Annotated in this window: 11 protein-coding genes; 7 read left to right on the top strand and 4 right to left on the bottom strand. The window is 42.1% G+C overall.

Going from position 1 to position 12645, the window contains the following annotated elements; genetic code table 11:
* The first annotated feature begins 5 nt into the window (after positions 1–5).
* From NDN13_RS17825 to NDN13_RS17810, 4 genes are all read left to right on the top strand, one after another.
* Entirely contained in the window at positions 6–2141 is a 2136-nt protein-coding gene (locus tag NDN13_RS17825; RefSeq protein ID WP_251116406.1) for a 3-hydroxyacyl-CoA dehydrogenase NAD-binding domain-containing protein, read from the top strand.
* A gap of 166 nt (positions 2142–2307) precedes the next feature.
* Entirely contained in the window at positions 2308–2532 is a 225-nt protein-coding gene (locus tag NDN13_RS17820; RefSeq protein WP_005206131.1) for a hypothetical protein, read from the top strand.
* A gap of 66 nt (positions 2533–2598) precedes the next feature.
* Positions 2599–3453, top strand: coding sequence for a patatin-like phospholipase family protein (locus tag NDN13_RS17815; protein WP_251116405.1), 855 nt, complete (start codon positions 2599–2601; stop codon positions 3451–3453).
* A 199-nt stretch (positions 3454–3652) separates the two neighbouring features.
* Complete coding sequence (locus NDN13_RS17810) at positions 3653–3880, top strand: hypothetical protein (protein WP_251116404.1); 228 nt, start codon at positions 3653–3655, stop codon at positions 3878–3880.
* Between the two features lie 73 nt (positions 3881–3953).
* Here NDN13_RS17810 and NDN13_RS17805 read toward each other — a convergent pair whose 3' ends face one another.
* Positions 3954–4586 carry a hypothetical protein gene (locus tag NDN13_RS17805; protein ID WP_251116403.1) on the bottom strand — a complete coding sequence of 211 codons (633 nt, stop codon included), beginning with the start codon at positions 4584–4586 and terminating at the stop codon, positions 3954–3956.
* Positions 4587–4703: 117 nt separating this feature from the next.
* Positions 4704–5921 carry a class I SAM-dependent methyltransferase gene (locus NDN13_RS17800; RefSeq protein WP_251116402.1) on the bottom strand — a complete coding sequence of 406 codons (1218 nt, stop codon included), beginning with the start codon at positions 5919–5921 and terminating at the stop codon, positions 4704–4706.
* A 101-nt stretch (positions 5922–6022) separates the two neighbouring features.
* On the opposite strand from NDN13_RS17800, the gene trhA reads away from it, so the two are divergent.
* The 3 genes from trhA (at position 6023) to lpxO (ending at position 9147) form a co-directional block, all read left to right on the top strand.
* Positions 6023–6664 (top strand): PAQR family membrane homeostasis protein TrhA, encoded by a 642-nt coding sequence (trhA, locus tag NDN13_RS17795; RefSeq protein ID WP_251116401.1) that lies wholly within the window; start codon positions 6023–6025, stop codon positions 6662–6664.
* Between the two features lie 105 nt (positions 6665–6769).
* Complete coding sequence (locus tag NDN13_RS17790; RefSeq protein ID WP_241304699.1) at positions 6770–8080, top strand: MFS transporter; 1311 nt, start codon at positions 6770–6772, stop codon at positions 8078–8080.
* 161 nt (positions 8081–8241) lie between these two features.
* Entirely contained in the window at positions 8242–9147 is a 906-nt protein-coding gene (lpxO, locus tag NDN13_RS17785; protein ID WP_005206139.1) for a lipid A hydroxylase LpxO, read from the top strand.
* 63 nt (positions 9148–9210) lie between these two features.
* Here the strand turns inward: lpxO and NDN13_RS17780 are convergent, their stop codons facing one another.
* Complete coding sequence (locus tag NDN13_RS17780; RefSeq protein WP_251116400.1) at positions 9211–9615, bottom strand: thioredoxin domain-containing protein; 405 nt, start codon at positions 9613–9615, stop codon at positions 9211–9213.
* Between the two features lie 147 nt (positions 9616–9762).
* Positions 9763–12492 carry a preprotein translocase subunit SecA gene (secA, locus tag NDN13_RS17775; RefSeq protein ID WP_251116399.1) on the bottom strand — a complete coding sequence of 910 codons (2730 nt, stop codon included), beginning with the start codon at positions 12490–12492 and terminating at the stop codon, positions 9763–9765.
* Between the last annotated feature and the right edge of the window lie 153 nt (positions 12493–12645).

Raw genomic sequence — 12645 nt, 5'->3', positions numbered from 1 at the left:
ACAACATGAGCGCTATTAAATACGAAAAAAACGCTGACAATATTGTAATTCTTACCCTTGATTCATCAGGTCAATCTGCCAATACCATGAATGCAGAATTCCGTGATTCACTCAATGACGTCAGCCAAAAGCTTAAAACAGAAACGGATCTAAAAGGCATTATTTTCCGTTCAGCCAAGAAAACCTTCTTTGCTGGTGGTGACTTGGATGAGCTGATTCAAGTACAACCTGAACATGCCACTGAATTTTTCAAAATGATTGAAGAACTCAAGGGTGACTTACGTGCAATTGAAACTTTAGGTGTACCTGTAGTTGCTGCCTTAAATGGTACGGCGCTGGGTGGCGGTTGGGAAATTGCTTTAGGCTGTCATTACCGTATTGCCATCAATGATCCAAAAACCAAATTTGGTTTGCCTGAAGTGACCTTAGGCTTGCTGCCAGGCGGTGGCGGTATCGTGCGTATGGTACGTTTGCTTGGCTTGCAAAATGCGTTTCCATTCCTGATGGAAGGCAAGCAATTTGGGGTAGATAAAGCAAAATCACTGGGTTTGGTACATGACACCGCTGAGAACGAACAAGAGCTGTTAGACAAAGCCATTGCTTGGGTCAAAACCAATCCAAAGTCACAACAACCTTTTGATGTTAAAGGCTACAAGATCCCAGGTGGCGATCCGAAAACGCCTGCTGTAGCACAAGTGCTTGCAATTGCCCCTGCGATGCTACGTGATAAAACCAAAGGCTGTTACCCTGCACCTGAAGCGATCATGGCGGCAGCAGTAGAAGGTGCGCAGGTTGATGTTGATACCGCTTTGCGTATCGAATCACGTTACTTTACGCAACTCACAGTCGGTCAGATTTCTAAAAATATGATCGGTACTTTCTGGCATGGTCTCAATGCAATTAAGTCTGGCGCAAGTCGCCCTGCGGATGTTGCAAAATGGCAAGCGACTAAAGTGGGTGTGTTAGGTGCAGGCATGATGGGGGCGGGTATCGCGTATTCGACGGCAATCAAAGGCATCCCTGTGATCCTGAAAGATGTCTCTGTTGAAAACGCAGAAAAAGGCAAAGCTTATTCACAGAAACTTTTGGATAAACGTGTTTCTCAAGGTCGTATGACCGCAGAAAAACGTGACCAAGTCTTAGCACTGATCACTGCAACGGCAGATGCAGCAGACTTGCAAGGCTGTGATTTGATCATCGAAGCAGTATTTGAGAACCAAGAGTTAAAAGCCAAAGTGACCCAAGAAGCTGAACAATATTTGGCTGAAGGTGGAATCTTTGCATCGAATACCTCTACTCTACCAATCACTGGTTTGGCGACGGCGAGTAAAGATGCTCAAAAGTTCATTGGACTACATTTCTTTAGTCCAGTCGATAAAATGCAGTTGGTTGAAATTATCAAAGGTAAACAGACCTCTGCTGACACTTTAGCGAAGGCTTATGACTTTGTTCAGCAAATTGCCAAAACCCCAATTGTCGTGAATGACAGCCGTGGCTTCTTCACTAGCCGCGTGTTTGGTACTTTCATTCAAGAAGGGATGCGTTTACTTGCAGAGGGTGTGCATCCAGCCAAAATTGAAATGGCAGCACTAAAAGCTGGTATGCCGGTTGGCCCACTTGCAATTCAGGATGAAGTTTCTCTGAGCTTGACTGAACATGTTGCAGCAGAAACCCGTAAAGCCCTGCAAGCGGAAGGCAAAGATTTACCGAAAACCCCAGTAGATGAAGTGGTACACACCATGATTCATGAGCTGAACCGTAAAGGTAAGGCAGCAGGTGCAGGCTTCTATGACTATCCAGAAAATGGTAAAAAACATTTATGGGATGGTCTCAGCCGTTGGCAGAAAGAGAACAATATTTCTGAGCAAGACATGATTGACCGCTTCTTATTTGTGCAGGCACTAGATACCCTGCGCTGCTATGAAGAAGGTGTTTTAGAATCTGTGATTGATGCCAATGTCGGTTCGATATTCGGAATTGGTTTTGCTCCATGGACAGGCGGTGCCATTCAATTCCTGAATCAAAATGGCATTCAAAAATCATTGCAACGCGCCGAGCAACTGGCGGCACAATATGGTGAGCGTTTTACGCCGCCAAAATTATTGAAAGAAAAAGCACAGCAAAATACTGTGATTCAATAATCTTGATTTAGCCAAGCCAATTAAGGCCCGTATGGAACTCCTTGTCTGTACGGGCTTTTTTATGCGCTCGACAAAATCACAGCAAAACATCTGAGTAATGCATCACAATTTATGCTATAACTTTAGTAATTCTGCTTTATTTTTTTGCATCATTTGGAAATTTCTTATGTCTGAAAAACTCTGCCCAGAAACTTCGCCTTGGGGCTGGAAAGCATTAATTATCACCACAATTCTCAGCGTACTGTTTATGGTGATTTTCTACTTGGCTATTAATAATGAACCAGATTATATGCCAATGAACCAGAAGAAGGCGGCAACTCCTGCTGAAATGTCACAATCATCAGTGACAACAGAAACAGGGGCAACGGAAGCACATCAACACAATCACTAAAGTGTTATTGCCGAATATGATAAATCTGTGTAAAACATGGGTTTATCATGATATTCGAGATTTTCAATGCTTCAACAAAATCGTCAGGCACTGGTCGTTGAAGGCGGTGGAATGCGCGGTGCATTCACCAGCGGTGTCTTAGATGCATTTTTACAGCAACAATTTAATCCCTTTGATCTCTGCGTTGGTGTCTCTTCTGGTTCAACCAATGTCGCCAATTACCTTGCAGCACAACAAGGTCGTACCCTACAAATCTATTTAGATCATTCGCTCCGCACTGAATTTATCCAATATGGTCGCTTTTTCAAAGGTGGTGACTTGCTGGACTTAAAATGGATGTGGGATGTGGTAGAACAAGAGCATCCGCTCAATCAAGCTCATCTATTTGCTAATCATCCTGAATTTTATATGGTATTGACCCATGCCATTTCAGGTGAGGCCACTTATATCAAAGCTTCAAAAGACAATATCTTAGAAGGTTTAAGAGCATCGAGTTCAATTCCTGTCTTAACGCGTCAAGCCGTTGAAGTCTTTGGTGAACCTTATTTTGATGGCGGTGTTGCTGATGCCCTCCCCGTTCATTGGGCAGCACAACAGCATGATGTGTCTAAATTGATGGTACTCAGAACTCGTCCAAAAAATTATTATAAGGCCAGCAGTAAAGGTGATCGATTGCTTGCCAAATACCTGTTTAAGCAGCAACGTGGTTTTGCGCAAAGTTTATTAACGCGGACTCAACGTTATAACGATGCTGTCGAATTTACCCGCTCAACCTCTGGCCAGAAAATTCTGGAAGTTTGCCCACCTGATTTAAAAAATATGGCAGGTCGACTTTCAAAGAATAAAGCCAAAATCCGTTATAGTTATGATGTAGGTATAGAAACAGGTTTAAAGGCAATTGAGGACTGGAATAGGCTTTAATCCTAATCCAATCAATTTCAATTCTACTTTGGATAGCGAAGCGTTTTTTAAACTCAACCATGGCAGCAGGCTTGGTAATACGCTTCGCTATCTAAAGTATGAGCTCATCTCTTATCCTCAATTCCATATTTTTACTTGGCAAATCAGCCTCAAAAGGCGCAGAATCTAGTTTTGTTTTTTGTTATTTTTGGAATTTATTATGAATAATCAACCATCCCCAAAAAAAGATTCAAATGAAGAAACCGTGTTGGGATGGAAATTTGTCATCATTGTTGGTGTACTGAGTACCATCTTTTTAAGCTTTTTCTATTTGGCCATGACCCAAGAACCGGATTATATGCCAGGCGCACAACGTAAAGCACAACAACAGGAACAGCAACATACCCAACCAGCCGCCGCTTCCGAAGTCTCAATTGAACAGCATTAACTGGTTTTAGATCCTGACAAACTTCTCATACTCGAAGTTTGTCATCTGCTTTCCAAAATTAAAACCCTCATCATTACTCACCTTTCCCCCAAAACTTCCACTTATCTTTTGGGCAGATATAGGCTTGCTCTGAGACAGAAACCAGTTGTCTCGATTCTAAGTCATAGACCTTAAATTGGCATTGCTGGTTTTCATACTCTCCCAATATTTCATACTCTCGGCCTGCTTGTGGTTTAAATGAAGCTTCCGTATTTTCACATCCATCGACCACTTTGGCTTTGCCCGTAGTCTGCTCTGTACCGACTACAAATCCATGCAGATTGATTGGTTGATTGGCAGTTACCACATATTCCTTATAGGTCACCATCTGATAGGTATTAAAATTCTGCTCAATGTCCTTTTGTACAGTTGTTCGTGGCATACCAATCGAATAATTCATATTGATTCGGGTAAAGGTTTTGAAAGCATTCCATGCCCCGTAGCCACTTAAATTTTCACGTATCCCTTGTTTTCTACTTTTACAATCAAAAGTATGCTGCATATATATTTGCTGGCCATTTTGGCCATACAAACGGACTCTGGCTTGCGTTGAAGGATTAAAACTGGCGACGCCCTTCTGATTAAGTGGGCTCTCAAATTCTTTTGCTTCACTTAAATTGGAAAAGCCCAAAAGCAAAACAGCGAGATAAATTTTGTTTTTCATCATTTGAATGACTCTACTTGTTGTTATTCCATTTTTTATTTACAACCCAATATTGCAAGGGACGATATCAACCGTCTTAGATTGATATCATCAGATTCATCTCGCATTTTTTTAATGCGATTAACACTTACAGCCAATATTCTCAACTGGCATCTGATCTTGTAATAACAATTCCAGACTCTGTTTTTCAATGCCATACATGGCTTTTAACGCTTGAATCTGCTGCATAATTTTTGCATCAGGTTGCTGAATATCCTTTCGTTTCGTCGCCAAGATCATTTTATTCTTACTGGTATGCTCCAAAGACACAAACTCAAACACTTTGGTTTCATAACCATAGGCTTTCAGCAATAAAGCTCGCAAGGTATCAGTGAGCATTTCAGCCTGTTGTCCTGCATGAATGCCGAATTGCAACATCGGCTGTAACACCGCTGGACTTTGTAGCTGTGGGCGAAGTTCCTTATGGCAACACGGTGCACACATAATCATGGATGCATTCAGACGAATACCAGTATGAATGGCAAAGTCAGTGGCGATATCACAGGCATGCAATGCAATCATCACATCTAACTTTTCTGGCTGATAGCTACGCACATCCCCTTCAAAGAAATCCAGATGGCTAAAACCCGTTTGATCAGCCACATTCTGGCAAAACTCAACCAGATTCGAACGCAGTTCAACCCCCGTAATTAACGGTGTTTTCTGCTGCGCCTGCAAATAGTCATATAAGGCAAAAGTTAAATAGCCCTTACCTGAACCAAAATCGACAATATTCAATTCTTGCTGTGAAGCGTCAATCTGTTCATAAGCATGCGAAAAGATTTCAATAAATTTATTAATCTGTTTCCACTTACGCGCCATGCTTGGAACGATTTGTCCTTTTTCATCGGTAATGCCAAGATGCCTTAAAAATGGACTTTGCTGTTGTACATAACGCTGCTTTTCACGATCGTGCTGCTGTTGCCCTACTTTGTCGGTAGATGCCTGTTTCTTCTGAGTGTTCAACATGGCTTTCTTTTTATTTTTCTTCAGTTGAACGTCTTGCTCAGTACTAAAGAGATTAGCTTGCTTAGACAGGCTCAATAACTCAGCAATTTTTTCCAAACCTTCGGCAATACTATAGTTTTTAGTGATGTCTTGTGTGGTGTGATGATATAAGCAAGACAAGTTTGCCTGTCCCTGTAGTTCAATCACACGAAATGTCATCTTTTCTAGTTGCGCCATTTCGCCTTTGTACTGACTCAAAATCAGGCGATCAAAGCTTTTATTTTCAATAGATTGCTGGATATCCAAGAAAAACTGCTGTTCTTGTTCAAAAGAAAAATTCGGCGCAAACATAATGAAAACCTGACAAATAGAAACTAAATTTTAAAGCGTCTTACTTTAAAAGGGAAATTGCATTACGATACAGTTGTATTTTTATGCAACCAGATCGCTTGATGAACACAAACACATTGCTGGACTATGACCCCAAAGAAGAACTGATTAATGCCTATAGTCATGGGGCTGGCGCAGTACTGGCTTTAATTGCCTCAATCTTTTTGATCATCAAAGGCTATGGCCTGCCTTTAGGACAATGGATCAGTTTATGGGTCTATGGCTTTAGCTTGGTACTGTTGCTCAGTAGTTCCATGCTGTATCACTTTGCCCAAGATGAACGTAAACGCTATTGGTATAAAAAACTGGATCATACCGCGATTTACTATCTGATTGCAGGCACTTATACCCCGTTTCTCAGTATTGCCATTCCAACTGCCAAGGCACATTACTTACTGATCGCCTTATGGGCCATTGCCCTGATCGGTACTTTGTTCAAACTGGTATTCATTCATCGCTTCCAAAAAATTTCTTTAGCCGCCTATTTAATCATGGGTTGGCTGGCTGTTTTGGTGATGGATGATATGCAACGTTATCTGTCTAAAGAAGCAGTGCAACTGCTGATTGCAGGTGGTTTGGCTTATACCATCGGCACATTGTTTTATGCCTTAAAAAAGGTAAGATATACCCACGCAATTTGGCATGTTTTTGTGCTATTAGGCGCAGGATTACACTTTTTGGCAATCTACTGTTATGTATTATAAGTCCATATATAGCATTAAGTTTTCGAAGTAAAACTGCACATTCAAAAGGAATTTTTCAAGACAACCGCTATTCTGTTTCTTGAATGAATAACATGAAGGTCTTGTATGTCGTCAAGCACTACGACTGCCACCCCAGAAGTGGCCAGCAATTCAAAAGTACGGGTATTATTTGCCAGCCTTGTCGGTACGACAATTGAGTTTTTCGACTTTTATATCTACGCCACAGCAGCAGTACTCATTTTTCCACACTTATTTTTCCCTGAAAGTAGCGATGGTGCTGCAGTGCTCAAGTCACTTGCGACCTTTGCGATTGCTTTTATTGCCCGCCCGATCGGTGCTGCAATTTTTGGACATCTCGGTGACCGAATCGGACGAAAGGCCACCTTGGTTGCAGCCTTACTGACCATGGGGATTTCAACGGTCTGTATCGGTCTACTACCAACCTATGCACAAATTGGCCTTGCTGCGCCTCTATTGCTCGCCTTATGCCGTTTAGGCCAAGGTTTAGGCTTAGGTGGTGAATGGAGTGGTGCGGTACTGCTTGCCACTGAGAACGCACCAGAGGGCAAACGCGCTTGGTATGGTATGTTCCCTCAACTTGGCGCACCGATCGGTTTTATCCTTGCAACAGGTTCCTTCCTGCTACTCAATGCCTTTATGTCTGAACAAGCCTTTATGGCATGGGGCTGGCGTATTCCATTTATTGCCAGTGCGGTATTGGTTTTAGTTGGTTTATACATTCGTTTAAAGTTACATGAAACACCCGCTTTCCAAAAAGTTCTGAATAAACAGAAAGAAGTGAATGTTCCTTTCAAAGAAGTAATGACCAAACATTTCCCGATGTTAGTACTTGGTACTATTGCCGCGATCTGTACTTTTGTGGTGTTTTATCTCACCACCGTATTTGCCTTGAACTGGGGCACCACCAAGCTCGGCTATGCACGTGGAGAATTCCTTGTATTGCAACTGGTAGCAACCCTCTGTTTTGCAGCCTTTATTCCACTGTCAGCGATTTTGGCAGAGAAGTTTGGGCGTAAAAATACCTCTGTTGCCGTGTGTATTCTTTCCGCTCTGTTCGGATTGTGTTTCGCTCCGCTATTAGGTTCAGGTAGCCCAATTCTGGTGTTCTTGTTCTTATGTATTGGTCTTGCCATTATGGGTTTAACCTATGGTCCAATCGGTACTGTGTTGTCAGAAATCTTTCCAACTTCGGTTCGCTATACAGGATCAGCTTTAACTTTTAACTTGGCAGGTATTTTCGGCGCATCCTTTGCACCGTATATCGCAACCAAGTTGGCAGAAAGTTATGGCCTTGGCGCAGTTGGTCTGTACCTCAGTGTGGCTTCAATTTTATCGTTAATTGCATTTTTAATGATTCGTGAAACCAAGCATGATGATGTAAATAACCAAATTTAATCATTATTTTTCAGATGATCTGTGAAAAATACGCGCTCAGATCATCTGAAATACCATTCAATTGCATAGTTTTATCTTATAAAGTTGCGCTTAGGGCTGCATTCTTCCAAATATTTTTTGTGCTAAAATAACCGCCTTCATTTTTTTTAGACGATTGTGTTATGTACGCAGTGATTATCGTTGCCGTATTTTTAGTCAGCTTTTTGTATACCTATTTACGAGGTAAAGAGCGCTTAAAAGCATCTCGACAATTATTTGACCATTCAACATTTTTAGCACCGATCAACATGTTTATGACGGGCTTTTCCAAGTTGCCGAACCAGGCTTTCTTCGATGTGGCGCAGTTCCCAGAACTGAAACCATTACAGGATAACTGGCAAGTGATTCGTGAAGAAGCGATTCAGCTGCAAAATCAAATTAAAGCTTCTGAAAAAAACAATGATGCAGGCTTTAATACCTTCTTTAAACGAGGCTGGAAACGCTTTTATCTGAAATGGTATCAAGATAGTCATCCATCTGCACATCAACTCTGTCCAAAAACAGTGGCGCTACTGGAAAGTATTCCATCCGTCAAAGCCGCCATGTTTACCGAATTGCCTTCTGGCAGCTACTTAGGGAAACACCGTGATCCCTATGCAGGTTCGGTACGCTATCACCTAGGCTTAGTCACACCAAATAGTGATGATTGCTTTATCGAAGTCGATCAAGAGCGTTATAGCTGGAGAGATGGTGAAGCTACCGTATTTGATGAAACCTTTGTGCATTGGGCTGAAAACAAAACTGATGAAACCCGTATTATCTTATTCTGTGACATCGAACGCCCGATGAAATGGGGTTGGGCACAAAAGTTTAATCACTGGTTTGGTCGTAATGTCATGTCTGCGGCAAGTTCACCCAATGATGACCAAGACAAAACTGGCTTTATTAACCGTATTTTTAAATATGGTTATGCCGTGCATCACTATGGCCGCGGTTTAAAAGAGCGTAATCGCCCACTCTACTATGTATCTAAGTGGTTGCTATTTGCCATCCTGATTGGCCTGATTTTGCTCCCAAGCTTTTTATAATAAAATTCTTGCATAAAAAAAGAGATGCAATTGCATCTCTTTTTTCTTTCGAACCAATTGAAATTAATTGGCTTTTGCCGTTTGTGTACTTGCCGTTTGCGCTGCCGCGGCATTGGCCGCCTGAACAGCCGTTTCACCAATTAAAGCAATCTTGGCTTTCTCTTGGCTTTGTGCTGATAGTGCAGGGTTTGCTGCCACAATACGGTTAATATTTGCTGAGTTTGCAGGCGCGATTGCTGCAGTTTGCAATACGATTGGGCGGTTGCCTGTATCACCTAAAGTATAGCGAATGCCAGTACGCGGACTGATCACAGTTGTGACTTCACGTTTAACTTGTGCTTCAGCTGTATTGGTGCCTTTTGCTGCTAATACTTTATCCACAGTTGTAGTTTGTGGTGCATTGTCTGCAAATGCAAAACCTGATACCGCCGCAGTTGCCAAAATTAAAAGTTGTAATGGTTTTTTCATTGTCTTCCCGCTTTTAATGCGAACTCAATCAAGATCTGTAAGTCCAATAATGAAACTACAAAGCGTGCCTCGACTCAAGTAAATTCTCGTAAAAAAGCAGAGACCAATGCTCTGCTTTTTTTATTTCAGCTTAAATCAAGTCGAAACTTAGATTTTTCCGTGACATTGCTTGTACTTTAAGCCTGAACCACATGGACAAGGTGCATTACGACTTTCTGGTACTGGGACTGTATTCGCAGTCATTTCAGTCTCTTCAGAAGCAGTGACTTCACCTGTTAAACCATCCACATCATCATGTTCGAAAGACAGACGCATTGATTCTGCCTGACGTTGTTGCTGTGCTTCAAGTTCTGCCAACTCTTCTGCTGTCGGTACATGAACGCGAGATAAATCGGTCACCACATCAGACTTGATCACACCCAACATATTCACAAACAAGTTAAAGGCTTCTTTCTTGTATTCTTGCTCAGGATTCTTCTGCGCATAACCACGTAAATGAATGCCTTGACGTAAATAATCCATCGCAGCCAAGTGATCTTTCCAGTGGCGATCCAGTGAATTCAACATAAAGTGACGCTCCAACATTGCTGCTGAATCATCCCCCATTTGCTCACGACGTTGGCGGTAGCGATTAATCACTTCATCAGAAATACGAGCCACTAGGCCTTCTTCATCCAAACGACGATCTTGATCTAACCATTGCTGTACAGGAAGCTCGATACCTAAATCGCTATGTAAGGCATTTTCCAAGCCTTCGATATCCCATTGGTCATGAATCGACTCTGGTGGAATAAAGTTTGCGATCAGACCTTTCACTACTTCCTGATGCATTTCTTCAATATAGTCTTGAAGTGTGCTTTCAGCCAAGACTTCATCACGTTGCGAATAAATGATCTTACGTTGTTCGTTGTTTACATCATCGTACTTCAATAAGTTCTTACGAATATCAAAGTTACGTGCTTCAACTTTACGCTGTGCGTTTTCGATTGAACGACTGACCATTTTATGTTCAATCGCTTCACTTTCTTGCAAGCCCATTGCACGCATCATGGCAACCACACGATCACCTGCGAAGATACGCATCAAGTCATCTTCAAGTGACAAATAGAAGCGTGATACACCCGGGTCACCTTGACGACCGGCACGACCACGCAACTGGTTATCAATACGACGTGATTCATGACGTTCAGAACCAATGATATGCAAACCACCCGAACTTAGAACATCTTCATGATCTTTTTCCCACTGCGCCTGTAAGCGCACTTCGTCTTCAGACGTTGGGTTTTCGATTTTGGCAAGTTTGGCTTTCCAATTACCACCCAGCAAAATATCGGTACCACGACCCGCCATGTTGGTGGCAATGGTTACTGCATTCGGACTACCCGCTTGCGCGATAATATCCGCTTCACGTTCGTGCTGTTTTGCGTTCAAGACTTCGTGATGAATACCTGCTTGTAGCAACTTAGAAGACAAGATTTCACTGGCTTCAATGGTTGCAGTACCAATCAAGATCGGTGCAACACCCTGCTGACGAATATTGGTAATTTCTTCAATAATCGCGGTGTATTTACCATTACGGTTTAAATAAATTAAATCGTTATGATCTTTACGAACCATTGGACGGTGGGTTGGAATAATCACAACGTCCAAGCCATAAATTTCTTTCATTTCCGCAGCTTCAGTATCGGCAGTACCGGTCATCCCTGAAAGCTTTTTATACAGACGGAAATAGTTCTGGAAGGTTGTGGTTGCAAGCGTTTGGTTTTCAGGTTGAATTTCCATGTTTTCTTTGGCTTCAACCGCTTGATGCAAGCCTTCAGACCAGCGACGACCTGGCATGGTACGACCCGTGCTTTCATCCACGATAATGACTTCTTCTTTCTGAGTCTGTGGATTCACACCGATGATGTAATGCACATTCTTTTGATAGAGATAATGAGCACGAATTGCAGCGGTGACATGGTGAACCAAGTTGAGGTTGGTTGCTGAATATAGGCTTTCACCCTCAGCCAACAAGCCCATTTCAATCAGTTTTTGTTCAACTGTTTCATAACCGACTTCCGTCATTTCAACTGAACGCTGTTTCTCATCCACCCAGAAATGTCCGCCATCAGCCACTTTTTCTTCTTTCTGTGGACGCAATGTTGGAGGAATACTGTTAATCAGTTGATACAGATGCGATGAATCTTCACTTTGACCTGAAATAATCAATGGCGTACGTGCTTCATCAATCAAGATTGAGTCGACTTCATCGATGATGGCATAGCTTAAACCGCGTTGCTTTTTCTCTTGCAGAGAAAACACCATATTGTCACGAAGATAGTCGAAACCGAATTCGTTGTTAGTTCCGTAAGTAATGTCGGAAGTATAGGCTTGTGCTTTTTCATCCGGCATTTGCATCGAGTAAATCACGCCAATGCTGAGGCCTAAGAATTCGAATAATGGACGGTTTAACTCAGCATCACGTTGTGCCAAGTAGTCGTTCACCGTAATCACGTGAACGCCTTGACCGCTTAATGCATTGAGATAACAAGCCAAAGTACCCATTAGGGTTTTACCTTCACCTGTACGCATTTCAGCAATCTTACCTTCGTGTAAGGTAATACCACCAATCAACTGCACGTCATAATGGCGCATGCCCATGACACGTTTTGCTGCTTCACGACACACCGCAAACGCTTCTGGCATTAACTTATCTAAACTTTCGCCATTACTAAAACGTTGTTTGAATTCTGGAGTTTTTGCAGAGAGGTCTGCATCGTTAAGAGCAGATATCGTCGGTTCAAGCGCATTGATTTGTTCAACAATTTTACGCATGCGTTTGAGCTCACGCTCATTTTTTGTACCGAAGATACCTCCGATCAGACTTGCCAACATGAATAAACTCTCTAATCCTGTTTGTTATAAGGTTTGTCAATTTCAACAAACCCTAGGTCGGTTAATTTTTTCTTAGCTGTTATTATGGAGTCAGAAATAAGAACTACAAGTGCTTTGCATTCAAACAGGCAAAAAAATCTGCGAGGCGATTCT

It is taken from the genome of Acinetobacter sp. C32I (assembly GCF_023702715.1).
GTDB lineage: Bacteria > Pseudomonadota > Gammaproteobacteria > Pseudomonadales > Moraxellaceae > Acinetobacter.
Note: the sequence above shows the minus strand (reverse complement) of the source record. Positions and strands in the feature narration are given on the sequence as shown.

Bases quoted from the DNA above. Each gene is read 5' to 3' on its own strand.
- trhA (WP_251116401.1), top strand. From the start codon at position 6,023: ATGAACACAAACACATTGCTGGACTATGACCCCAAAGAAGAACTGATT.
- NDN13_RS17805 (WP_251116403.1), bottom strand. From the start codon at position 4,586: ATGATGAAAAACAAAATTTATCTCGCTGTTTTGCTTTTGGGCTTTTCC.
- NDN13_RS17825 (WP_251116406.1), top strand. From the start codon at position 6: ATGAGCGCTATTAAATACGAAAAAAACGCTGACAATATTGTAATTCTT.
- NDN13_RS17790 (WP_241304699.1), top strand. From the start codon at position 6,770: ATGTCGTCAAGCACTACGACTGCCACCCCAGAAGTGGCCAGCAATTCA.
- NDN13_RS17810 (WP_251116404.1), top strand. From the start codon at position 3,653: ATGAATAATCAACCATCCCCAAAAAAAGATTCAAATGAAGAAACCGTG.
- NDN13_RS17815 (WP_251116405.1), top strand. From the start codon at position 2,599: ATGCTTCAACAAAATCGTCAGGCACTGGTCGTTGAAGGCGGTGGAATG.
- lpxO (WP_005206139.1), top strand. From the start codon at position 8,242: ATGTACGCAGTGATTATCGTTGCCGTATTTTTAGTCAGCTTTTTGTAT.
- secA (WP_251116399.1), bottom strand. From the start codon at position 12,492: ATGTTGGCAAGTCTGATCGGAGGTATCTTCGGTACAAAAAATGAGCGT.
- NDN13_RS17800 (WP_251116402.1), bottom strand. From the start codon at position 5,921: ATGTTTGCGCCGAATTTTTCTTTTGAACAAGAACAGCAGTTTTTCTTG.
- NDN13_RS17820 (WP_005206131.1), top strand. From the start codon at position 2,308: ATGTCTGAAAAACTCTGCCCAGAAACTTCGCCTTGGGGCTGGAAAGCA.
- NDN13_RS17780 (WP_251116400.1), bottom strand. From the start codon at position 9,615: ATGAAAAAACCATTACAACTTTTAATTTTGGCAACTGCGGCGGTATCA.